Origin of the sequence: Shinella sp. AETb1-6 (assembly GCF_009826875.1) — a bacterium.
GTDB classification, from domain to species: Bacteria; Pseudomonadota; Alphaproteobacteria; order Rhizobiales; family Rhizobiaceae; genus Shinella; species Shinella sumterensis.
The window spans coordinates 467,677-490,099 of the sequence record NZ_WUMM01000001.1 but is presented as its reverse complement, the minus strand read 5'-3'; the positions used below and the strand labels follow the sequence as shown (position 1 = coordinate 490,099).

Genomic DNA, 22,423 nt, shown 5'->3' with positions numbered 1-22,423 from the left:
GCTTGGAGGGGCCGCCAGGCAAGGAACTCGGCCGGGGCATGCGGGGTGCAAATCGGGCCGGATGTTGTCCGCCCGAGGCCGGCCTGTCAATCCGGCTGGCGGAACGGAAACAGTGCAAGCGGTTCGCTGCCGACCGCCAGGACCTTGAAAAGATCGCCCATTCGGCCTGCGCCGGAACCGGCGAGACGAGCAACATCGTTCAGAATCTGCTGCTGCGCCGCCTCGTCGCGATTGCGCCCGAGCGCGGAGGCGCGCTCGCCGATGCCGAGGCCGACGAGGAAATCCCCCTGGTGCAACATGCCGTGAATGTGGAGGCCGGAGGCCGCCGCGGCAGCCGCCAGACGCTCGAAATCCACGTGGCTCGTCAGGTCCGCCTCGCCGGGATGGGCAAGCGGCGGATCGAAATCGTGCTTGAGGACAGCCTGCAGCGTATCGCCGAATCCGCTGACGAAGTGACCGTAGTCGATGATGAGGGCGGTGCCGCCGAAGCGGGCGATGCGCTCGCCGATCGTCGCCATCACCGCCTCGCGCGCCGGGGCGATCTCGAAGATCGTGCCGTTCGCGACCGTCTTGTGATTGTCCGGCAGCAGCGCGGGGTCGATGCCCGCGACGCCAGCGGCAAAGGTGAGTTCGTCTTCGGCATCGAGCCCGACCAGGCGTTCGCGGAAGCCGGTGGGCGTCTTGACGAACTGGCGGATGGGAATGGCGTCGAACAGCTCGTTGGCCGCGAGCAGAACGAAGCCGTCGGGCAACTCCTCGAAACTGTCGTGCCAGCTGACGCGGCCGGCATGAAGCCCAAGCGTCTCCTGCTGGATTTCGCGCAGCCTGGGGCTCGTCTCCACGAGGTGGAAGGTCGCGCTCTCGTAGAGCTGCGGCGCCAGCTTGGCGACGACGCGCAGCATGTCGGACATCATGGTGCCGCGGCCGGGGCCGATCTCGGCGATGCGCACCCGTTCCGGCCCGCCATGCTTCTGCCAGGCATGCACGAGGAAGATGCCGAGCATTTCGCCGAAGAGCTGGCTGATTTCAGGCGCGGTGACGAAATCACCGGCGCGGCCGAACGGGTCCCGGGTGCGATAGTAGCCATAGTCCGGGTCGGCGAGGCACAGCGCGAAATAGTCCGTGATGCTGATCGGACCGTTGGTGTGGATCAGCGCCTTGATCTTGCGGGCGAGCGGTGTCGGCATGGTGTTGATCCGTTCAGGCGCTGGCCGGCTCGGCCGGGCGCGCGCGCAGGATGGCCCAGATGCCGAGCGCCAGCATGGGCAGCGACAGCACCATGCCCATGGTCAGCCAGCCGCCGAAGAGATAGCCGAGCTGCGGATCCGGCTCGCGGAAGAATTCGACCGTGATGCGCGACAGGGCATAGCCCGAGACGAAGATGCCGGTCACGAGGCCCGGCCGCTTCAGCGCGCCGAAGCGATAGATCGCAACGGCGATCACGGTAAGCAGCACGATGCCCTCCAGCCCGGCTTCGTAAAGCTGGCTCGGATGGCGGGCGAAGGGACCGGCCTCCGGAAAGATCACCGCCCAGGGCGCATCCGACAGCCGCCCCCAGAGCTCGCCGTTGACGAAGTTGGCGATGCGGCCGAAGAACAGGCCGATCGGCACGACGGCGGCGACGATATCGAACAGGCTCCACAGCGGGATCTTGTGACGCCGTGCGAAGAGGATCATGGCAAGCGTCGTGCCGGCGAAGCCGCCATGGAACGACATGCCGCCTTTCCACACCTGAAGGGCGCGCAAAGGGTCGGCCGCGACATTCGGGAAATCGTAGAACACGATATAGCCGATGCGCCCGCCCAGAATGATGCCGACGGCGGCCCAGACGAGGAAGTCGTCTAGCTGGACGCGGGTGATCGGCGCTTCGCCCGCCCACAGGCGCGGCGTTTCGATCAGCCTGCGGGCATAGAGCCAACCCAGCATGATGCCCACGACGTAGGCGATGCCGTACCAGTGCACGTCGACCGGGCCGATGGAGAAGGCGATCGGGTCGATTTCGGGATAGGGCATGATGGCAAAGAGCTGCGCGATATTGGTCAAGCGTGGAACATCCTCGTTTCGGGCGGAAGATGGCGAGGCGTTGCGGCAGGGTCAAGGCGGGAAATGGCGATTGCCGGCGCCCGTCCCGTCCCTGGCAGAGCGATCCACCGGAATCCGCTTGCAAGCGGCGGTCCAAGACCCTACCTCAAAGACAGAATGCGGGCGCGAGCGCCTGCCGCAACCATCGACACCCGAGGAGGGAAGGCCCATGACCACCGGTGCGAACCGCATTTTCGACGATTTCGCCAAGCTGATGACCGATGCCGCTGGAGCCGCCCAGGGCATGCGCAAGGAAGCCGAAACGATGTTCCGCGCGCAGGCCGAACGCTTCATCAACGGGCTCGACCTCGTCAAGCGCGAGGAGTTCGAGGCGGTGCGCGAAATGGCCATCAAGGCACGCGATGAAAACGACGCGCTTTTGAAGCGGCTCGAAGCCCTGGAAGCGCGCCTCAACGCGGGCAACTGAACCGTTTCGCGACAGGTTTCGACAGCACGGACTCGGTTGGCGTGATTCACATCGCGCCAACCGTTTTTTTTAATAAAATTTTTACCCCTGTGGACACTTGCGAAAAGCCCTTTTGGCAGAGTCTCTTAAGCGCTCGACCTGAATCTTTTTCGGAGCCGCTTTCCACAACCGTCCGGGGAAAACAGGTGCTCAGGGGCTGGCGTCGTGACTCCGCCGTTATACACTGATTTTAAATGATGATTCGAAACAGGCGGCGCAAGCTTCGGACAGGGTAGGTCGTCCAGTCTGCGTGCAGTGCCTAGCAATCATTCAGTGTTGTATCCGGAGTAAGGTTTGCCGCGTCGTGTGTGTGAGCGCGATGATGCATGCCTGCCGGCCTTGAAGGTGACGCATGAGCCTTATGGAATTGGATATCGGGCGCCAGTCCAACCCGGTCGACATGATCGAATTCGTCGCGGCGAACAACGACTGGACGTTCGAGCGGTCGGGCGAAGACGAGATCGCGATGACCGTCGAAGGCAAGTGGACGGACTACCACGTCTCCTTCTCCTGGATGGAGGAATTCGAGGCGCTGCACCTGGCCTGCGCCTTCGACATCAAGGTTCCCGAGAGCCGGGTCAACGAGGTCATGTGCCTTCTCTCCCATGTCAACGGACAGGTGCTGATGGGGCATTTCGACCTCTGGCGTCGCGAGGACGTGGTGATCTTCCGCCAGTCGCTGCTGCTTGCCGGCGGCGCGGAGCCCACCAACCAGCAGGTCGAGGTGCTGCTCTCCAGCGCGCTCGAATCCTGCGAAGCCTATTTCCAGGCCTTCCAGTTCGTCGTGTGGTCGGGCATGGATGCCCAGTCCGCCGTCGACGCCGTGCTGTTCGAGACGGTCGGGGAGGCCTGATCATGAGCGTGGCCGCGAGCGGACCGATCGTTCTCATCGGCGCCGGCAATATGGGCGGCGCCATGCTCGCGGGCTGGCTGAAGAGCGGTATTTCCGGCGCGTCGGTCATCGTCATCGATCCCGGCCCGCAGCCGGCCATGGCCAAGCTGATTGCCGATAACGGCGTGCGCCACGAGACCGCGGCCCCCGGGGGCGTCAAGGCCGGTGTCGTCTTCGTCGCGGTCAAGCCGCAGGTCATCGATCAGGTTCTGCCGCCGCTCAAGGGATTGGTCGGCCCCGAGACGGTCATCGTCTCCGTGGCCGCCGGCAAGACCATCGCCAATCTCGAAAGCCATCTCGGCGAGGCCGCCACCGTGCGCGCCATGCCGAACACGCCGGCCATGATCGGCCGCGGCGTGACGGGCGCCTACGCCAATGCGCGCGTGACCGATGTGCAGCGCGATTTCGTGCATGCCCTGCTCAAGGTCAGCGGCCCGGTCGAATGGGTCGCCAGCGAGGGCGATATCGACGCCGTCACGGCGGTTTCGGGCAGCGGCCCGGCTTATGTCTTTTATCTCGTCGAGTGCATGGCAGAGGCAGGCCGCAAGGCGGGCCTGCCGGCGGACCTCGCCATGCGCCTCGCACGGGAAACGGTCGCGGGGGCTGGTGAACTGCTTCACCAGTCCCCCGACGACGCCAGCCGCCTGCGCCAGAACGTGACCTCGCCGGGCGGCACCACCGCTGCCGCCCTTTCGGTGCTCATGGCAGACGACGGCATGCAGCCGCTGTTCGACAAGGCGATTGCGGCGGCGCGCAGGCGCGCGGAGGAACTGGCGGGTTAAGCCGTTTTCCTGAATCGCGGGAATCGGTTAGTCCGTTCTTTTCATCCGGTTCCTTGCGGACTTCATGTTCCCCGGGAATTGCACTGAACGATTGCAGGATCTTTCTCCATGACCGAGACCATTGCCTATGCCGATTTCGAGCGGGTCGATATTCGCGTCGGCACCATCATCGAGGCGCTGCCGTTTCCCGAGGCGCGCAAGCCCGCCTACAAGCTGACCATCGACTTCGGCCCTGAAATCGGCACGAAGAAATCGTCGGCCCAGATCACCGTGCATTACACGCTGGAACAGCTGGTCGGACGCCAGGTGCTTGCCGTCGTCAATTTCCCGCCGCGCCAGATCGGGCCCGTCCGTTCGGAGGTCCTGACACTCGGTTTCGAGGATGAAGCCGGCGCGATCGTTCTGGCCGGCGTGGACCAGCCGGTGCCGAACGGCAAGAAGATGTGCTGACACCGTTTTAGTGAATGTCGCGTGAGAGCGGCGGGCCCAGCCGGAAATCCGTGAACGCGGCTTCGAAGCCCTCGCGCTGCGGCGAGCAGGCCGTGACGCCGACCGAGAGATCGGCATATTCCACCGGGAAATAGGCGAGGCGGGCCATCCGCCATTCCACCATCGCGTCGGTCCTGTACTGGATGAAGAGCGCATCGCCATTGCGCGTGACGCGGACGGAAATCAGGTCGAAATCATCTTCGATGCGGAAGGCCGACCAGTCGGAATGGCCGCGCGTGACGACGACGCTGAAATGCTTCGCGCCATCGGTGAACTCGATGCCGCATTTCACCCAGGCCGTTTCATCGTGGCGGATCATCAGGCCGGCCTGGTCGTAGAGCGTTTCGTAGCGGCCGCGAAAGGTTGTTTCCAGGGTGAAGTCGCCGGACCATCGGCGGTGCAGGAAATGGCCGCTGTCGGGCTGGAATCCGTAGTAGGTGCGCTGCCAGAAGTCCGTCTTGAGGCCGGTGCGTACATGCAGGCTGCCCTCCCGCACGTCCGCGGCGGGCGGCGGATTGAGCCAGACGAGATCATCGAACGGGGCTTTGCTCATCGGGTCTTCCTGTCAAACGGGAACGCGGATCGTCACGCGCAGCCCGCCCAACGGGCTGTCCGAGAGCGTGACATTGCCGCCGTGGCTGCGGGCGATATCGAGCGCGATGGCAAGGCCGAGACCGGTGCCGGAGGCATCGAGGTTGCGGGCCTCATCGAGGCGGAAGAACGGCTTGAAGACGTCCTCGCGGACGTTTTCCGGAATGCCGGGGCCATCGTCGTCGACGGTGATCGTCAGCCATTTCGCGCGATGGCGCGCCTCGACATGCACGGTCTTCGCATAGCGCAGCGCGTTGGAAACGACGTTGCCGACGAGGCGCGTGAAGGCATTGGGCCGCACCATGATCTCGTCGTCGCCGTCGATCGCGCTGGAGAAGGCCCGCTCATGCAGTTCGGCTTCGAGCGATAGCCGATCTATGAGGTCGGAGAGGCGCAATTTGCCGACATCCTCCTCCGCGTCGCCGCGCGCGAAGGAGAGGTAGCCTTCCAGCATGGTCTGCATGTCCTCGACATCCTTGCCCATCCCCTGAAGCTCGGGTTTGTCGCCGGCCAGCGCCAGTTGCAGCTTGAAGCGCGTGAGGATCGTGCGCAGGTCGTGGCTGACGCCCGTCAGCATGGCGGTGCGCTGTTCGATCTGGCGCTCGATGCGTTCGCGCATGAGAATGAAGGCGAGGCCGGCGCGGCGCACTTCGTCGGCGCCGCGCGGCGCGAAACTCTCCGGCATCCTCTGCCCCTTGCCGAAGCTTTCGGCCGCCTGCGCCAGGGCGAGGATGGGACGGATCTGGCCGCGCAGGAAGAGGATGGAGATGAGGATCAGCACCAGCGACGCCCCGACCATCCAGAGAAGAAAGATATGGGTGTTCGACGCGTAGGCCTGGTTTCGCCGCGCATAGACGCGCAGTATCTTGTTGTCGAGCAGGATGCGGATCTCGACGACCTTGCTTTCGCCGACGGTGTCGATCCAGAACGGACGCCGGATCTGGCGGACGATCTCCTCGCTCAGGATCTCGTCGAGGATGTTGAAGAAGGGCTTGCTGCGCGGCGGCGGCAGCGTCGTGCCCTGCTCGACGGAGATGATCAGCTCCAGTCGCTCGCGGGCGATGCGGGTGATCTCGGCATAGTCGTCGTCCTGCGGATAGGTCTCGATCAGGTCGATGATCGCGGCAATGTCGCGGGTGACGGCCATGGAGAGGCGCTGCGTGACGAGCTGCCAGTGGCGTTCCATGAACACGAAGGCGACGACCGCCTGGAGAAGCACCATCGGCAGGATGATGATGAGCAGCGAGCGGGCGTAGAGGCCGGTCGGCATCTGGTGGCGCAGCCAGCGCGTGAAGCGCTTCCAGCCGGCGGACGGCGCACGCTCGATATCCCGCCGGAAAGCCGAAAACAGGGTCATGTGGCCACACTCCCCGACGGACCGCGCACGGTCAACCCTGCTCCACGCTCAGGCGATAGCCGATGCCGCGCACGGTCTGGAGCCAGACCGGATTGGACGGGTCTTCCTCGATCTTGCGGCGCAGGCGGTTGATCTGTACGTCGATGGTGCGCTCGCCCACCTCCGTCTCCTCGCCGATCAGCTCGTGGCGCGGGATCGTTTCGCCGGCGCGCTGGGCAAAGAGCAGCATGATGTCCTGCTCGCGGTCGGTGAGGCGGATGGGGTCGCCGCCGCGCTTCAGTTCCTTGCGCACGATGGAGAAGGTGTAGGGGCCGAACATGACCTGCTCGATCTTCGGCCCGGCGGGGGCCGCATTGCGCTTGAGGATGTTGTTGATGCGCAGCACGAGTTCGCGCGGCTCGAAGGGTTTGGACAGGTAGTCGTCCGCGCCGGCTTCCAGACCCTCGATGCGCGCGCGGGATTCGGCGAGCGCCGTCAGCATGAGGATCGGCACGGGCCGGATCTCCCGCAGGCTCTTGGTGAGCGACAGGCCGCTTTCGCCGGGCATCATCACGTCCATGATGATGAGGTCGAAGTCGAGGCCGCGCAGCTTGCGTCGCGCCTCGTCGGCATCTGCCGCCACGGTGACGCGGAAACCCTGCTCCACGAGGTAGCGGCCGAGAAGGTCGCGGATGCGGGTGTCGTCATCGACGACGAGAAGGTGGGAAGCATCGTCGGAAGGCGCGCCGGCAGCCGTCATCGTCTTCAATCTCCTGAAACCGGTCAGTCGCTCTTGGCATTCTGCATGCCGGCGAGGAACCGGATTACGGTGCGCCGATCGTCCGGCCCCATTTTCTCGAATGCACGGGCGATGCGGCGGGATTGCGGCTCGGCCAGTGCCAGCGCCAGTTCCCGCCCGGTGCGGGTGGGGTAGAGCTTGCGCTGGCGGCGGTCCTCGGGGCCTGCCACCTGGTGGATATAGCCGGAATCCACGAGCTGCTTCAAGACGCGGGCCAGGCTCTGCTTGGTGATCTTCAGCGTGTCGAGGAGATCGGCGACGGTCATGCCGGGCTCGCGGTTGACGAAGTGCACGACGCGGTGATGGGCGCGCCCGAAGCCGCTCTTCTCGAGAATGGCGTCTGGATCGGAAACGAAGTCGCGATAGGCGAAGAACAGGCCTTCGATGATCTCCATGTCGATGCGGCCGTCGCCGGTCATCGCGTCCTCGTGCAGCTCGTTCTTGCCGTCTTTGTCCGGCATCTGTCGGGCCACGGTGTCATTTCCTTTCATGTCGCCTCACCCTTGCGTAATATTCGGCAAGATATGTCAGCTTTGTTGACATATTTTTCCGCGATTGCTAAGGGTTCCCATCGTTTTTGCGGTCCCGGGGCACCGTTGCGCGGTGTTTGCCCGATTCTCAATCTGGACTACCTTTCCACTCAGGTAATCCCGCCGTTTCTGGTTAGACCGCAATTGGCGAAACAATCAACAGAAAGAATGGCGTGAGAGCGCCGGAGGATGACACGATGGCAGTTCCCTTCGATCAACTGGATGGACAAATCTGGTTCAACGGTGAGTTCGTCGACTGGAAGGATGCAAAGATCCATGTGCTGACGCATGGCCTGCACTATGCAAGCGCCGTGTTCGAGGGCGAGCGCGCCTATGGCGGGCGCATCTTCAAGCTGACCGAACATAACCAGCGCCTGCACGCCTCCGCCGAAATTCTCGGCTTCAAGATTCCCTATTCCGTCGAGGAGCTCGATGCCGCAAGCGTGGAACTCCTGAAGCGCCAGGGTTTCTCCGAGGCCTATGTCCGCCCGATCGCCTGGCGCGGATCGGAAATGATGGGCGTTTCGGCGCAGAACAACCGCATCAACGTCGCCATCGCCATCTGGCAGTGGGGCAGCTACTTCAATCCGGCCGAAAAGCTGAAGGGCATCCGTCTGGACATCGCCGAGTACCGCCGTCCCGACCCGCGGACCGCGCCGTCGAAGTCGAAGGCGGCCGGCCTCTACATGATCTGCACCATCTCCAAGCATGCCGCCGAGGCCAAGGGCTATGCGGATGCGATGATGCTGGATTATCGCGGCCAGGTGGCCGAGGCGACCGGCGCCAATATCTTCTTCGTCAAGGATGGCGTCATCCACACGCCGACACCGGACTGCTTCCTCGACGGTATCACGCGCCGCACGGTCATCGGACTGGCCAAGCGCCGGGGCTATCAGGTCGTCGAGAGGGCGATCATGCCGGAAGAGCTGTCGGACTTCTCCGAATGCTTCCTGACCGGTTCGGCCGCCGAAGTGACGCCGGTTTCCGAAATCGGCCCCTATCGCTTCACGCCTGGCACGATCTGCGAAACGCTGATGAACGACTATATGAAGGAAGTCTATCCGGTCGCTGCGGCTGCCGAGTAATCTTTCAGCCAGTCATCGCATGCAAGTCGGCGGCCCCTGCGGGCCGCCGTTTTCTGTTCTGCGCTCAGGCCGCTTTCTTGCCGAGAACCGCGCCGACGATCGCGGTGAGCACGCCACCCCCGACCAGGCCGCCGATACCGTTGGCGACCAGGCCGCTCAGACCTGCTTCGCCGCCGAGCAACTGCAGCAGCATACCGCCGCCGACGCCGCCGATGGCGCCGACAATGGTGCGAACGATAACGCTGACGGCCGCCTGCTTCAGGGCCGCACCGGCGGCGTTACCTCCGACGGCGCCGGCAATGAGCTGCGTGATAATGGGCATCAATGCTTCCATGGAATTCCCCTCCTGATCGTCCGCCGAGGGTTACCCCAGGCGGACAGGTTGCCCTCGGACCGCAGCCCCCTCGGGACGCGCCCCGCGCCGATAGACTCGGCAGTCGAAAGGTGCGGCCAATTTTGCGGCCTGTCAATTTATCCGTGTGAGCTGCATGGCGCATTCGCCGTGAGGTGCAGGGAAGATCCCCTGTATCCGCAGGAACAGGCACGTTTTGCGCATCGTCGTAAAGGACGGTGGAACAAAGATGCCGCACGGCTATTTCCTGAGCACAATCAAGGAGACGGACAATGCTTTCCAAGACAACGACGCCGCAGGATACGGTTGCCCGGGGGCTGCGGCCGGTGGTTTTCCTTTATGCCATGCTCAATATCGTTGTCGCCACGGTTCTGCTCTCGACCGTCTCGCTTTCGCCCGTCGCCGGCCCCGCCGAAGAAATGGCAAGCCTGCGCTGACGTCCCGCTTGGTGTGAAGCGCCCCTTCCAGCTATAGGTGGGGCAAGCGGCAACCAAGCGAGGACCCCATGGGCATGCTTCAGGCGGGCATCATTCCCGTCACCCCCTTTCAGCAAAACTGCACCATCCTGTTCGATACGGAGACCAAGCAGGGCGTCGTCGTCGATCCGGGCGGCGATGTCGATGCCATTCTGCGAACGGTCGAGGAGAACGGCATCACGCTGACGGCGATCTGGCTGACGCATGGCCATATCGACCATGCGGGCAGTGCGAAGGAACTCAAGGAAGCGCTCGGCCTCGACATCATCGGCCCGCACAAGGACGACCTGCCGTTGCTGCAGGCGCTGGAGACGCAGGCGCAGCGCTTCGGTGTGGAAATGAAGGTCTCGAACGTCGTTCCCGACCGCTGGCTGGAAGACGGCGACACCGTTTCCCTCGGGGAACACGAATTCGAGGTGTCCCACACGCCCGGCCATGCGCCGGGACACGTCATCTACTTCAACCGCAAGCAGCGCTTTGCCCATCTCGGCGACGTGCTGTTCCAAGGATCGATCGGCCGGACGGACCTGCCGGGCGGCAACCATGAGCAGCTGCTCCAGTCGATCCGCGACAAGGTGCTCCCGCTCGGAGACGACGTCGGGTTCATGTGCGGACACGGACCGGGCGGCCGTATCGGCGAGGAACGACGGACCAACCCGTTCCTGCGCGGGCTCTGAAACGAAAACGGGCGCCGTCAGGCGCCCGTTTTTCTTCATGTGCGTGATGTCAGCCCGCGGTGCAGAAATGCTCGCGGCCGTCATAGCCGACGAAGGTGCCGCTCTGCGGGTCGAACGAGCGATAGCGGCGTGCGCAGTAATCGTACCAGGACCGGGTCCAGGGCTCGTAGCTCGGGGCCGGACGGTAGATCACGCGGCGCTCGGGTTCCGGATAGTATTCCGGCTCGACATAGCGGCGCTCGATGTAACGCGGTTCGTCGTAGCGGGGCTGGGAGGCGATCGCGCCGCCGATGATGACGCCGGTGGCAAGACCGAGCGCGCCGCCGATGAGGGCGTCGCGGTCACGGTGGCGGCGGTGTTCACGATAGCCGCCGTCGCGCCAGTAGCCGTCGCGGTCGCGCGCCTGGGAAACGCCGGCAGTTGCGGTCAGCGCCGTCGCGGCGACGGCAACGGACAGGACCAGGGCCTTCATTGTGTTCTTCATGGCATCGTTCCTTTGGACGCCGGCTTTTGCCGGTCGATGACAATACCAAACTAGACGATTTTGGCTGAACGCAGGCTGAACGAAAAAACCCGGCATCACTGCCGGGCTCCAACTCAAAAATCCTGAAATAACCGGTTCAGCCGGCAATCTCGAGGTTGACCGCCTTCGGGCCTTTGCCGCGGCGATCAGGTTCCGTGTCGAAGCTTACCTTCTGGTTTTCGGAAAGGCCGTTCAGGCCGGAAGCCTGTACAGCAGAGATGTGTACGAAAATATCCGCACCACCATTGTCGGGCTTGATGAAACCAAAGCCCTTCTCAGTGTTGAAGAATTTTACAATGCCAGTTTCGGCCATGCGTCAGGTCCTTTTCTCTCTGCCCGTATATTGGCGGCGGGCAGAACGTCAGTTTTGCCCCGAAGGGCGTTAGGCAGGCAGTTCTCGAGGTTGAGGAAAGGGTCCTGTTTTCACCGCAGCCAGCCAACCATATGACCCTGGGATCATCCAGATGTTGACTGCCCGGAATTATTTCGCGTCTCCGGCGCGCTTTTATTAAAGGTCTTCCCGTGTCCGCAAATTGCCCGAACAAAGGAAGATTGATGTGTTTGTGGCAAATTGGCAAGCAAAAGTTTTGGCGGGCATTTGACATGCCTCACTTTGGTCAAATTGCGGGCGATTGCCGAAAAAGTCGCCGCCTTCCATGATGGGGCAGGTTCCCGGCCAAATCTATATTGTGCGGCTGCGGGAAACCGCCGCCTCATACTTCGGCGGGCATGTCCCGGCGACGGTCGCGCAGAAGTTCCGGCACCAGTTCCACAGCAAGCATGGCGAGGAAGATGATGCCGCAGCCAATATAACCCGCCGTGCTGATGGTCTCGCCGAGCAACAGGACGCCGAAGAGCGCCGCGAAGAGCGCCTCGCTGGACAGGAAGATCGCCGCCTGCGGCGCGGTCGTGTAGCGCTGGGCAATGTTCTGCACGATGAAGGCGAGGCCGCTGGAGAACAGGCCGGCATACAGGATTTCCGGCAGCGCGCCCGTGATGGCGGCGAGGCTGATGGGCTCGAACAGCGCACCGACGGCGCAGCCCAGCGCCCCGCAGATGGCGAACTGGACGAGCGATAGCGCCAGCGGCCGCCCGGAGCGCCCGGCGAAGACGCCCACGCAGATCATCTGGACCGACCAGAGAACCGCGCACAGGATGGTCAGCATGTCGCCGACCGTCAATGCCGCAAGGGTGCCTCCCGACAACAGGAAGATGCCGACGGACGCCATGACGGCGGCCGGCCAGATGACCCAGTGCGGCCGGCGGCGCAGTATCAGCACGGTGAGAATGGGCGTGAAGACCACATAGAGCCCGGTGAGGAAGCCGGAATTGGTGACCGTCGTCGTGAGCAGGCCGACCTGCTGGGAGCTGGCGGCGGCGAAAAGCGCAAGGCCCGTCAGCACGAAGCCGGCCATGTCCCTGCGGCTGACGGGGGTCTCGGCGCGCATCTGTTCCCATCGGGCGAAGGGCAGGGCGACGAGGGTTGCCACCGCAAAGCGCAGGCCGATGAACCAGATCGGCCCCAGCGTCTGCATCGCGGTCGACTGGGCGATGAAGCCCGCGCCCCAGATGGCGCCGGCCAGCAACAGGAGAAGGTTCGCCTGAACGCGCGTCATGTCATTCCACCCTGATGGAGGTAACCGGCGCGGAAGGCGCCCTTCATCCTGCTAGCAGGCGCCCGTTTTTTGGGCAAGGGTGGTGGTTCAGTCCGTGGCTGCGGCTCGTGACACGCGCAGCAGGGCTCCGTCATCCTCGTCGGTCAGAAGGAGAAGGGCTCCATCCGGCGCGACGACGACATCGCGGATGCGGCCGAACTCCCCGCCGAACATGCGCTCCTCCGAGAGGATCGCGCCGTTTTCGTCGCGCTCCAGCCGGGCGACCAGCTGATAGGTGAGGGCGGCGACGATCAGGTTGCCGTCCCATTCGGGGAACATCGCGCCGCGATAGACGGCGATGGCGCCGGGTGCGATGGAAGGGTCCCAGTAATAGAGTGGCGGCTCGTAGCCGTTGGCCGTCGAGCCGAGCTCGAATTCCGCGCCGGAATAGTGCCGGCCGTAGGAGACGCGCGGCCAGCCATAATTGTATCCGGGCCGCGGATTGTTGATCTCGTCGCCGCCGCGCGCACCGTGTTCGGCGGTCAGCAGCGTGCCGTCCCTGGGATCGATGGCGATGCCCTGCGGGTTGCGGTGGCCCTTCGACCAGATTTCCGCCAGCCCGTCCGAGCTTCCGAGGAAGGGATTGTCCGCGTGGGGTGTGCCATCGGGATTGATATGCAGGATGGCGCCGGCATGGTCACGCGGATCCTGGGCGCGTTCGCCTTCGCCACGGTCTCCGATGCCGAAGAAGAGGCTGCCGTCGCCGGCAACCGCGATGCGCGAGCCGAAATGCTGGCCGCGCGTCGTCAGGCGGCTCATCTGGAAAATGCGGGTCGTGCCTTCGAGCCGGGTTGCGTCTTCCGACAGCCGCGCCCGGGCGACCGCGGTGCCGGTGCCGCCATCGCCGCGCGTGCTATAGGTAAGGAAGAGAATGCGGCTGGTCTCGAAATCGCGCGCAAGGGCAATATCGAGCAACCCGCCCTGGCCGTTCGTCGCCACGTCCGGCACGCCGGATATGGGAGGGGAAATCCTGCCGGACTGCACCCGCCGCAGCGCGCCGCCCTTTTCGGAAACCAGATAGCTGCCGTCCGGCAGCACTTCGACGGACCAGGGATGATTGAGGCCGCTTGCGATGGTTTCGACGGCGAGCGGCGCCTTCTTGCTGGGAATGATGCGGGGCTCGGCCGAGGCCGGCGCGAGAGACAAGGGCAGCGCGGCCACAAGGGCGAAGGCCGCCCCACCCCATATGCCTATCCTGCGTCCCTGCCGTGCCTGCATAGCCATCTCCCGCGTCTCGCCGTTACCTGACCCAGAGCCGTGCGGCTTGCAAGAGCGGCGGCAGCCGGCGTGTCACTTTTGCGCGGGCTGGACCTGCTGGGACGCTGCATTGCCGATGCCCGAGGTCTTGATCGTGTCGAGGGCGACGGCGGGCGGCGACATCAGGCTGACCACCATGAGCACGCACGCGGCCAGCGCCGTCATGGCGATGAGGAACATGGCGCGCGATTCGCGAAGCTTTGGCGACTTGGCCGGCTTGTCTTCATCCAGAAACATGGTTGTCCCCTGTCTTTGCTTTTTCCTTGAACGGCGTCCAAAAGGCCTGCCGAAATCGGCGCGACAAGGACCGAATTGCGGCAAGGCCCGACATTTATTGTGGCGGAAAAAAGGCATGGTAAAAATGTCACGTTTCCAAATGCTTCAGGCGAATAGAAGAACTGTCTGCGCCGTCTTAGACACCCCTTCTGCCGAAGTGCCGCACGGGCCTTGCGATACGGTTTTCAACGGGCATGACGGCGTCGGAAATGGCGGCGGGCTGGTCCGCCGCGGGGCGGTCCTCGCCGATATCAGGGAAGGTCGTGTTGAAGTGCGTCGGGGCCAGCTCCGGCCTGGCGAGCAGGAAGCCCTGCATCAGCGGGCCGCCCATCTCGCGGCAGAGCGCCATGGTCTCCGGCGTCTCGATGCCGCCGACAATGGCCTCGATGTTCCTGTCGGCGAACTGGCTTATCATGACGCGCAGGAGCGCCAGGCCGGCGGAGTTTTCCGCAAATTCGTGGAGCCATGACGTGTCGAAGGCCACGAATTGCGGCTTCAGGCGCTCAAGGCGGGCAAGATCACGGTCATCGCCGGTATATTCGTCGATGGCGATGGAGAAACCGGCCTCGTGCAGCCGGTCGGCAAAAAGCGCAAGGGCCTCGGCATCGTCGCCAGGCAACTGACGGATCTCGCAGGCGATCCGTTCGGGTGCGATGCCCGCCTCATGGGCGGCAAGCCGCAGCCACTCCACCTCCTGGCGCATGGCGTGCGGCGCACGATAGAGTCCGGAATGGACGCTCATGATGAGGGCGGCGTCACGCCGGCCGATCAGGCCGGCATTGAGAATGTGAAGGCTGCGGCACAGACCGTCGACGGCGGTGCGCTCCTCCTCCGGCACGCCCTGGAAGAATTCTCCGGGAGACGTCGGCGTGCCGCCGGCGCTGGCGCGGATCAGCCCCTTGAAGGCCGCGATCTGCAGCCGCCCGTCCGGATGTTCGCGGAAGATCGGCTGGAGCGCCGATTGCAGGAGATACGGGCCGTAGACGGCGCTGTAAGCACCGTCGGCCTGCCGCACGAGATTGGTGAAGATGCTTCTTTCGCCCATGCACAGCACCATCAACAGGAGGGCCATCGACCGGCGGAGGATAGGGCCAATCCGTTAAGGCCTGCTTAATCCTTCGCGTCAAAATCTCATCCTTTTCCGTCGTCTCAACCTTTTGGTGTTTGCACTTTCCCGCTTGCGGGCGATCCATTCGCTTTTGTGATGAGGTGCATGAAATTTTACGCGAAAGCCCGGTTTTCCTGCTTTTTTTCGATCGCGTGCTTGCAAGACCGGCGCAGTTTCGACATAGACCTAACCGCTATGGAGCCCGGCGCTCCGGGTCCATGGCGTCAAGCCGTCTTTGAACCCGATGAGGACATCTCCATCATGGCCTTTCTTGCCGACGCCCTTTCCCGTGTGAAGCCCTCCGCCACCATCGCCGTTTCCCAGAAAGCGCGCGAGCTGAAAGCGAAAGGCCGCGATGTCATCGGGCTTGGCGCAGGCGAGCCGGATTTCGACACGCCTGACAATATCAAGCAGGCCGCCATCGACGCGATCAACCGCGGCGAGACGAAGTACACGCCGGTTTCCGGCATCCCGGAATTGCGCGACGCCATCGCAAAGAAGTTCAAGCGGGAAAACAACCTCGACTACACCGCCGCGCAGACGATCGTCGGCACCGGTGGAAAGCAGATTCTTTTCAACGCCTTCATGGCCACCATGAATGCGGGCGATGAAGTCGTTATCCCGACACCTTACTGGGTTTCCTACCCGGAAATGGTGTCGCTTTGTGGCGGCACGCCGGTCTTCGTCGCGACGACCCAGGAAAACAAGTTCAAGCTGAAGGCGGAAGACCTGGAAAAGGCGATCACGCCCAAGACCAAGTGGTTCATCTTCAACTCGCCGTCCAACCCGTCGGGCGCCGCCTATAGCCACGACGAGCTGAAGGCGCTGACCGACGTGCTGATGCGCCACCCGCATGTCTGGGTGCTGACCGACGACATGTACGAGCACCTGACCTATGGCGACTTCAAGTTCGCCACCCCGGTCGAGGTCGAGCCCGGCCTTTATGACCGCACGCTCACCATGAACGGCGTCTCGAAGGCCTATGCGATGACCGGCTGGCGTATCGGCTATGCGGCCGGCCCGCTCAACCTCATCAAGGCCATGGACATGATCCAGGGCCAGCAGACCTCCGGCGCGTGCTCGATTGCACAGTGGGCGGCCGTCGAGGCGCTGAACGGCACGCAGGACTTCATTCCCGAGAACAAGAAGATCTTCGAAGGCCGCCGCGATCTCATCGTCTCCATGCTCAACCAGGCCACGGGCATCGAGTGCCCCTCGCCGGAAGGCGCCTTCTATGTCTATCCGTCCTGCAAGGGGCTGATCGGCAAGACCGCGCCGTCGGGCAAGGTCATCGAGACGGACGAAGACTTCGTGTCCGAACTGCTGGAAGCGGAAGGCGTCGCCGTCGTGCACGGTTCGGCCTTCGGCCTCGGCCCGAACTTCCGCATCTCCTACGCGACGTCGGAAGCCCTGCTCGAGGAAGCCGGCAAGCGCATCCAGCGCTTCTGCGCAGCCTGCAAGTAAGCCTCCAAGGCCGTCAACCTATCCTCCGTCATCCTCGGGCTTGACCCGAGGATCCATCCACATCCACTGAGTTTGCCGCGTGGATCCTCGGGTCAAGCCCGAGGATGACGGGTGGTGGGAAGGCAACGGCGTCATGTCCAGGGTTCCCATTGTTGCGGCCCCTTTTCATAGCCCGATCAGCGTCAGCATGACGAAGGTGGCGAAGAGGATGAAATGCGTCATCCCCTCGATGGCGTTCGTCTCTCCATCGTTGAGGTTGATGGCGGCGGCGATGAGCGTGATGGTCACCATCACCGTCTGGACCGGCGACATCGCCATGATGAAGGGCTGGCCGGTATAGAGCGCGATGGCCTCCATCACGGGCACCGTGAGGATGACCGTCGACAGCGAGGCGCCCATGGCGATGTTGACGACGGACTGCATGCGATTGGCCAGCGCCGCGCGCAGCGCCGTCAGGATTTCCGGCGCGGCCGAAATCGCGGCGACGATCACCGCCATCAGCGCCGGCGGCGCGCCGGTGCCCTTGAGTCCGGCGCCGAGCAGCACGGACATCACTTCCGCCATGGCGCCGATCAGCACCACGCCCGCGATGATGACGAGGATGGAGACGGTCGCGGATTCCTCTTCCTCCGGCGGGCCGCTTTCGGGGTGCTCCTTCCGCTCGGCGCGCGGATAGGCATAGCTGAAGAAGTAACTGTGCGCGCCCACCTGCATGCGCAGGAACACGGCATAGAGCGTGATCATCGCGCCGATGGTGAAGAGGGAATAGAGGTGCCAGCTTTCGCGCGGCACGAATTCCGGCACCACCATGGAGATGCCCATGGCCGTCAGGATCATCACGCCGTAGGTCTTGCCGGAATCGTCATTATAGGGTTGCTCGCCGTGGCGGATGCCGCCGAGCAGGGCGGCAAGCCCGAGAATGCCGTTGATGTCGAGCATCACGGCGGCGTAGATCGTGTCGCGCACGAGCGTGGGGGAGGTCTCGCCCTGCATCATGATGGCGAGGATCACCACTTCCACCAGAACCGCCGACAGCGTGAGGATCATCGTGCCGTAGGGATCGCCCACCTTCGAGGCGAGGATTTCGGCGTGATGGGCCACGCGGGTGGAGACCAGCACGATGACCGCGATCAGCGCGAAGGCGGCCGCCAGCATCGCCGGACGTCCCATCTCCAGCAGGCTGTGTTCCGTCGCATAGGCAAGGATCGCCGCGGCGAGGCCGGCAAAGAGGAAACGTTCCTTGGTGAGGCTGGAAAGCATGGGCGGACGGCTCCGTGGCAGATGATCCATCGGTAGATGTAGCCGTGCCGCGCGAAAAGAAAACGCCCGCGTGCTGCGACGCGGGCGTTTTCTCGTGAGTAAATGACGGGCCAGAGGACGTTGGCCCTCAGGTTATGGCCTCAACCGGTCAGGCGACGTTTTCCAGCGCCGGATAGTCGGTGTAGCCCTTCGCGCCGCCACCGTAGAAGGTATCCTTGTCCGGCGCGTTGAGAACCGTGTCGTTCTTCAGGCGCGTCACGAGGTCGGGGTTGGAGATGAAGAGCTTGCCGAAAGCGACGAGGTCTGCCTTGCCCTCCTCGATCGCATCGATGGCCATTTCGCGGTTATAGCCGTTGTTGACCATCCAGGCCGCCGTGCCCCCTGCGGCCCGGTAGGCGGCGCGCAGCGCGTCGTAATCGAACGGGGCGTCACCCTGCTGGAAATCGCGCGGACCGCCCGTGGCGCCTTCGATGACGTGGATATAGGCGAGGCCGTGGCGCGCGAGCCCTTCGACGACATGGGTGAAGAGCGTCTGCGGCGCCGGATCGAAGACGTCGTTGGCGGGCGTCACCGGCGAGATGCGGATGGCGGTGCGCCCGGCGCCGATTTCGGAGGCGATGGCATCGACCACCTCGAAGAGGAAGCGGGCACGGTTTTCGATCGAGCCGCCGTAGTCGTCGCCGCGCTGGTTGCTGCCCGAGCGCAGGAACTGATCGATCAGGTAGCCGTTGGCGGCGTGGATCTCGACGCCGTCGAAGCCGGCTTCGATCGAGGCGCGGGCGGCGCGGCGGTAGTCTTCCACGATGCCGGCGATCTCCTCGCGGGCAAGCGCCCGGGGCTCGGATGTCTCGGCGAAGGAGCCGCTGCCGTCGGCATTGATGAGGTAGGTCTTCGACTTGGCCTGGATGGCGGAGGGGGCGACCGGCTTGCCGCCGTTCGGCTGCAGGCTGTCATGGGAGACGCGACCGACATGCCACATCTGCACGACGATCTTGCCGCCGGACTTGTGCACGGCATCCGTGACCTGGCGCCAACCGGCAAGCGCTTCCGGCGTGTAGAGGCCCGGCACGTCGGCGTAACCCTGGCCCTGCTGGCTGATCGGCGTGCCTTCGGTGATGATGAGGCCTGCCGATGCGCGCTGCTCGTAATAGGCGGCGTTGAGCGTGTTCGGCACCGCGCCCGGAGAGCGGTTGCGCGTCAGCGGCGCCATGACGATACGGTTGGCAAGCTGGATGTCGCCGATCTTGATAGGGTCGAAGAGCGAGGTCATGGAGTATCCTTCTTCTGGCTGGATGCCGGCTCGAGAGTGCTGTTGATGTGGTGGAGAAACGCCGCGATCTTGTCTTCGTCGCGTCTGAAGAACACCCACTGGCCGACCTTGCGCGTCGTCACGAGACCGGCGCGCTGCAATGTGGCGAGATGGGCGGAAACGGTGGATTGCGAAAGATCGCAGCGCTTTTCGATCTGTCCGGCGCAGACGCCGAAATCCAGCGGATGCTCCTGACCGGCGAAATAGGCCTGCGGCTCCTTCAGCCAGGCAAGGATCTCCAGCCGCGTGGGATGGGCAAGCGCCTTCAGGATCTCGTCTGTGTCGGTTTCGGGGGCGGTCATGCCTGTTGCGTCCGATCGGTGTATATCGCTTTTATCCGATATTGGGATCGTGTTTGCGCGATACAAGGGGCAGGGCAAAAAAAGAGGGCCACAAGCATAAGCCTGGGCCCTGCAAAGTTTGAAGGTCAAGAACCTCCAGAGGGGAACAGCCAGCGCGCGGTACTGGGAGGAGAAAGACCGCAAGTGCGTTGGCTGAGATGAATATGGGGCAGCGCTTGCGTTTCTTCAAGGCAAACGCGTGCCAAGTTTTGCGAGAAACTTGGAAATTCCAACTTGGTTAACGAAAGGCAAAAAAAGAGGGCCACAAGATCAACTTGGGCCCTTTATAGTTTTGAAGGTAATAAAACCTCCAGAGGGGAACAGCTGGTGCGGTGGCACTGGGAGGAAAAAGCCACCGAAATGCATCAGCTGGGCGCGATATGATGGTTTTTTGAGCAAGCGGCAACCATTTTATGTGCATGCCAGCCATGCATGAGGCGCAGGTCTTGCTCAGAAGTTCCAGTTGCGCGCCTTGGCGACGATGAAATCCCTGAAAACCTTGAGTTTCGCCGAGTTCTTCATTTCACTTGGATAGCAGAAATAGGTGTCGAAGGAGGGAATATCCGCGCTCAGCGGAAGCTGAAGCAGCCCCGGGTCGCGTCCGACGATGTAATCGGGAAGCATTGCGACGCCTATACCCAGCAGGCAGGCGCGCTTGATCGAGGTCTGGCTGTTGATTTGCAGGATGGAGGGGCGGGGATTGTCCGAATCACGCCCGGCGATCTCCAGCCAGTTGACGTCGAGCAGGTAGTTGGGCGCCGGCTCCCCGAAGGTGATGATCCTGTGATTGTCGAGGTCGTCGATCGACTGCGGTTCGCCGTAGCGGTTGATGTAGGACGGCGCGGCATAGATATGCATGTGCACCGTGAAGAGCCGCCGCTGGATGAGATCCGACTGCTGCGGTTCGCGCAGGCGGATGGCGCAGTCGGCGTGGCGCATGTTCACGTCCAGCTCCTCGTTGTCGAGGATGAGCTGGACCTGCATGTCGGGATAGAGGGCGAGGAATTCCTGCACCTTGTCGGTCAGCCAGCCCTGACCGAGGCCGACGGTCGTGGTGATGCGCAGCTTGCCGCTCGGCTTTTCGGTGTTTTCCGTCAGCTGGACGCGCACGCCTTCGAGCTTCATCAGCACGTCATGTGCGGTGCGATAGAGGATTTCGCCCTGCTCGGTGAGGATCAGCCCGCGCGCATGGCGGTGGAACAGCTTGATGCCGACATCCTGCTCCAGCGCACTGACCTGCCGGCTGATGGCCGATTGAGACAGGTGCAGCTTGTCCGCCGCATGCGTGAACGAGCCGGCCTCGGCCGCGGCGTGAAATATCCGCAGCTTGTCCCAATCGAGCGGCATTCTATCCCCCATAAGTCCCTCCTGCGGGCAGACGACGTCTCCCGCTCGGTCGCTGATTCAACTGTTCCCACGTGGGAGGTCGGATGGTGCCCGCCTCCCTTGGTTGGCGGCTTCTACTCGGCCGCAATTGCGACAGGCATATGACCTGCAAGGTACTTTTCGGTTTCCAGGGCGGCCATGCAGCCCATCCCGGCGGCCGTCACGGCCTGGCGATAGATGTCGTCGGTGACGTCGCCTGCGGCAAAAACGCCCGGCACGTCCGTCGCCGTGGAATCGGGTGCGGTCCACAGGTAGCCGTTCGGCTTCAGGCGCAGCTTGCCCTTGAAGAGTTCGACGGCCGGCGCATGGCCGATCGCCACGAAGACGCCGTCGGTCGCCATGTCACTGATGTCGCCCGTCTTGACGTTGCGCAGGCGCACGCCGTTGACGGAGGCCGGCATCGGCGGCTTGGGGTCCGCGCCGAGATATTCCAGAACCTCGTGGTCCCAGACGATCCTGACGTTCTCCTTGGCGAAGAGGCGCTCCTGCAGGATGCGCTCGGCCCGGAAGGTGTCGCGGCGGTGCACGACGGTCACGGTTTTTGCGAGGTTGGCGAGGTAGAGCGCTTCTTCCACGGCCGAGTTGCCGCCGCCCACGACGATGACGTCCTTGTTGCGGTAGAAGAAGCCGTCGCAGGTCGCGCAGGCCGAAACGCCGAAGCCCATGAACTTGTGTTCGGTCTCGATGCCCAGCCACTTGGCCTTGGCGCCGGTGGCGATGATCAGCGCGTCGGCGGTCCATTGGGTGCCGCTGTCGGTGGAGATGCGGAAGGGGCGCACGTCGAGGTCGACATTGGTCACGAGGTCGTTGACGATCTCGGCGCCGACATGGCTCGCCTGCTTAAGCATCTGCTCCATCATCCACGGGCCCTGCACCGGATCGGCATAGCCGGGATAGTTTTCGACATCCGTGGTGATCATCAGCTGGCCGCCCTGTTCCATGCCGGCGATCAGCACGGGTTCCAGCATGGCGCGGGCCGTGTAGATGGCGGCGGTGTAGCCGGCGGGGCCGGAGCCGATGATCAGCACCTTGACGTGGCGCGAATTCGCGGTGGCGGCGGACATGGTCGTTCCTTCCGGGGCATTCTGCCCCAATCGGCCCGCCGCGCGGCGTCGTCGCGCAGGCCAAGGCCAGCATTATCGATGTTCAGCTCTCATTTATGAGGGGACTGCCGCGAGTTTCAAGTGCGCGCGGGCCGTTGCCAACAAGCAAGCGGACCCCCGTGACATATTTGTGCCTCTTGCAGTAACAATGTTGCGCTGTTGCGCCGATTCGGATCACTTCCGG

General features: G+C 63.6%; 26 protein-coding genes. 8 read left to right on the top strand and 18 right to left on the bottom strand.

The features are described 5' to 3' along the window. Positions 1-86: 86 nt before the first annotated feature. Both GR158_RS02300 and lgt read right to left on the bottom strand, forming a co-directional pair. Entirely contained in the window at positions 87-1,187 is a 1,101-nt protein-coding gene (locus GR158_RS02300; protein WP_134647069.1) for a class I SAM-dependent methyltransferase, read from the bottom strand. A 13-nt stretch (positions 1,188-1,200) separates the two neighbouring features. Then, positions 1,201-2,013 (bottom strand): prolipoprotein diacylglyceryl transferase, encoded by an 813-nt coding sequence (lgt, locus tag GR158_RS02295; RefSeq protein WP_160869967.1) that lies wholly within the window; start codon positions 2,011-2,013, stop codon positions 1,201-1,203. Between the two features lie 238 nt (positions 2,014-2,251). Here lgt and GR158_RS02290 point away from each other — a divergent pair, with 238 nt between their 5' ends. From GR158_RS02290 to GR158_RS02275, 4 genes are all read left to right on the top strand, one after another. After that, positions 2,252-2,509, top strand: a complete 258-nt coding sequence (locus GR158_RS02290; RefSeq protein ID WP_134647071.1) for an accessory factor UbiK family protein — start codon at positions 2,252-2,254, stop codon at positions 2,507-2,509. Between the two features lie 391 nt (positions 2,510-2,900). Further along, positions 2,901-3,401, top strand: coding sequence for a YbjN domain-containing protein (locus GR158_RS02285; protein ID WP_134647073.1), 501 nt, complete (start codon positions 2,901-2,903; stop codon positions 3,399-3,401). Positions 3,402-3,403: 2 nt separating this feature from the next. Beyond that, positions 3,404-4,222 (top strand): pyrroline-5-carboxylate reductase, encoded by an 819-nt coding sequence (proC, locus tag GR158_RS02280; protein ID WP_160869687.1) that lies wholly within the window; start codon positions 3,404-3,406, stop codon positions 4,220-4,222. Between the two features lie 108 nt (positions 4,223-4,330). After that, positions 4,331-4,672, top strand: a complete 342-nt coding sequence (locus GR158_RS02275) for a tRNA-binding protein (protein WP_134647077.1) — start codon at positions 4,331-4,333, stop codon at positions 4,670-4,672. 7 nt (positions 4,673-4,679) lie between these two features. Here the strand turns inward: GR158_RS02275 and GR158_RS02270 are convergent, their stop codons facing one another. The 4 genes from GR158_RS02270 to GR158_RS02255 are packed head-to-tail and all read right to left on the bottom strand — an operon-like array spanning position 4,680 to position 7,910. Next, a complete protein-coding gene (locus tag GR158_RS02270; RefSeq protein ID WP_160869685.1) occupies positions 4,680-5,264 on the bottom strand; it encodes a DUF1349 domain-containing protein in 585 nt (194 codons plus the stop codon). A gap of 12 nt (positions 5,265-5,276) precedes the next feature. Next, positions 5,277-6,659, bottom strand: coding sequence for an ATP-binding protein (locus GR158_RS02265; RefSeq protein WP_134647081.1), 1,383 nt, complete (start codon positions 6,657-6,659; stop codon positions 5,277-5,279). Positions 6,660-6,690: 31 nt separating this feature from the next. Then, positions 6,691-7,398: a response regulator gene (locus tag GR158_RS02260; protein WP_134647083.1), complete on the bottom strand. Its 708-nt coding sequence runs from the start codon at positions 7,396-7,398 to the stop codon at positions 6,691-6,693. Between the two features lie 23 nt (positions 7,399-7,421). Beyond that, the gene (locus tag GR158_RS02255) at positions 7,422-7,910 is read right to left on the bottom strand and encodes a MarR family winged helix-turn-helix transcriptional regulator (protein ID WP_134647260.1); all 489 of its coding nucleotides are present in this window, start codon (positions 7,908-7,910) and stop codon (positions 7,422-7,424) included. A gap of 254 nt (positions 7,911-8,164) precedes the next feature. Here GR158_RS02255 and GR158_RS02250 point away from each other — a divergent pair, with 254 nt between their 5' ends. After that, positions 8,165-9,052: a branched-chain amino acid aminotransferase gene (locus GR158_RS02250; RefSeq protein ID WP_134647085.1), complete on the top strand. Its 888-nt coding sequence runs from the start codon at positions 8,165-8,167 to the stop codon at positions 9,050-9,052. A gap of 64 nt (positions 9,053-9,116) precedes the next feature. Here GR158_RS02250 and GR158_RS02245 read toward each other — a convergent pair whose 3' ends face one another. After that, positions 9,117-9,386: a hypothetical protein gene (locus GR158_RS02245; protein ID WP_160869683.1), complete on the bottom strand. Its 270-nt coding sequence runs from the start codon at positions 9,384-9,386 to the stop codon at positions 9,117-9,119. A gap of 290 nt (positions 9,387-9,676) precedes the next feature. Between GR158_RS02245 and GR158_RS02240 the strand changes: the two genes are divergently transcribed. Both GR158_RS02240 and GR158_RS02235 read left to right on the top strand, forming a co-directional pair. After that, the gene (locus GR158_RS02240) at positions 9,677-9,841 is read left to right on the top strand and encodes a hypothetical protein (protein WP_160869681.1); all 165 of its coding nucleotides are present in this window, start codon (positions 9,677-9,679) and stop codon (positions 9,839-9,841) included. Positions 9,842-9,915: 74 nt separating this feature from the next. Further along, positions 9,916-10,557: an MBL fold metallo-hydrolase gene (locus GR158_RS02235; protein ID WP_160869965.1), complete on the top strand. Its 642-nt coding sequence runs from the start codon at positions 9,916-9,918 to the stop codon at positions 10,555-10,557. 49 nt (positions 10,558-10,606) lie between these two features. Here the strand turns inward: GR158_RS02235 and GR158_RS02230 are convergent, their stop codons facing one another. From GR158_RS02230 to GR158_RS02205, 6 genes are all read right to left on the bottom strand, one after another. After that, on the bottom strand, positions 10,607-11,041 hold the full coding sequence (locus tag GR158_RS02230) for a BA14K family protein (RefSeq protein ID WP_134647090.1): 435 nt from the start codon (positions 11,039-11,041) through the stop codon (positions 10,607-10,609). 136 nt (positions 11,042-11,177) lie between these two features. Further along, the gene (locus GR158_RS02225; protein ID WP_134647092.1) at positions 11,178-11,393 is read right to left on the bottom strand and encodes a cold-shock protein; all 216 of its coding nucleotides are present in this window, start codon (positions 11,391-11,393) and stop codon (positions 11,178-11,180) included. 400 nt (positions 11,394-11,793) lie between these two features. Further along, positions 11,794-12,696, bottom strand: coding sequence for a DMT family transporter (locus GR158_RS02220; protein ID WP_134647094.1), 903 nt, complete (start codon positions 12,694-12,696; stop codon positions 11,794-11,796). Positions 12,697-12,783: 87 nt separating this feature from the next. Further along, positions 12,784-13,953, bottom strand: a complete 1,170-nt coding sequence (locus GR158_RS02215; protein ID WP_246665508.1) for a PQQ-dependent sugar dehydrogenase — start codon at positions 13,951-13,953, stop codon at positions 12,784-12,786. A gap of 72 nt (positions 13,954-14,025) precedes the next feature. Beyond that, on the bottom strand, positions 14,026-14,229 hold the full coding sequence (locus tag GR158_RS02210) for a hypothetical protein (RefSeq protein WP_134647098.1): 204 nt from the start codon (positions 14,227-14,229) through the stop codon (positions 14,026-14,028). Between the two features lie 175 nt (positions 14,230-14,404). Further along, entirely contained in the window at positions 14,405-15,313 is a 909-nt protein-coding gene (locus tag GR158_RS02205; protein ID WP_160869677.1) for an EAL domain-containing protein, read from the bottom strand. 324 nt (positions 15,314-15,637) lie between these two features. Between GR158_RS02205 and GR158_RS02200 the strand changes: the two genes are divergently transcribed. Further along, positions 15,638-16,840 carry a pyridoxal phosphate-dependent aminotransferase gene (locus GR158_RS02200; protein WP_134647101.1) on the top strand — a complete coding sequence of 401 codons (1,203 nt, stop codon included), beginning with the start codon at positions 15,638-15,640 and terminating at the stop codon, positions 16,838-16,840. A gap of 165 nt (positions 16,841-17,005) precedes the next feature. On the opposite strand, the gene GR158_RS02195 is transcribed toward GR158_RS02200, so the two are convergent. From GR158_RS02195 to trxB, 5 genes are all read right to left on the bottom strand, one after another. Further along, a complete protein-coding gene (locus GR158_RS02195; protein WP_160869675.1) occupies positions 17,006-18,100 on the bottom strand; it encodes a calcium:proton antiporter in 1,095 nt (364 codons plus the stop codon). Between the two features lie 148 nt (positions 18,101-18,248). Continuing rightward, positions 18,249-19,370 (bottom strand): alkene reductase, encoded by a 1,122-nt coding sequence (locus GR158_RS02190; protein ID WP_160869673.1) that lies wholly within the window; start codon positions 19,368-19,370, stop codon positions 18,249-18,251. Next, the gene (locus GR158_RS02185; protein ID WP_134647107.1) at positions 19,367-19,711 is read right to left on the bottom strand and encodes a helix-turn-helix transcriptional regulator; all 345 of its coding nucleotides are present in this window, start codon (positions 19,709-19,711) and stop codon (positions 19,367-19,369) included. Before GR158_RS02185 ends, GR158_RS02190 begins: the two co-directional genes overlap by 4 nt. Positions 19,712-20,200: 489 nt before the next feature. Then, a complete protein-coding gene (locus GR158_RS02180; protein WP_134647264.1) occupies positions 20,201-21,097 on the bottom strand; it encodes a LysR family transcriptional regulator VtlR in 897 nt (298 codons plus the stop codon). Positions 21,098-21,210: 113 nt separating this feature from the next. Next, positions 21,211-22,200 (bottom strand): thioredoxin-disulfide reductase, encoded by a 990-nt coding sequence (trxB, locus tag GR158_RS02175; protein ID WP_160869671.1) that lies wholly within the window; start codon positions 22,198-22,200, stop codon positions 21,211-21,213. Positions 22,201-22,423: the final 223 nt, after the last annotated feature.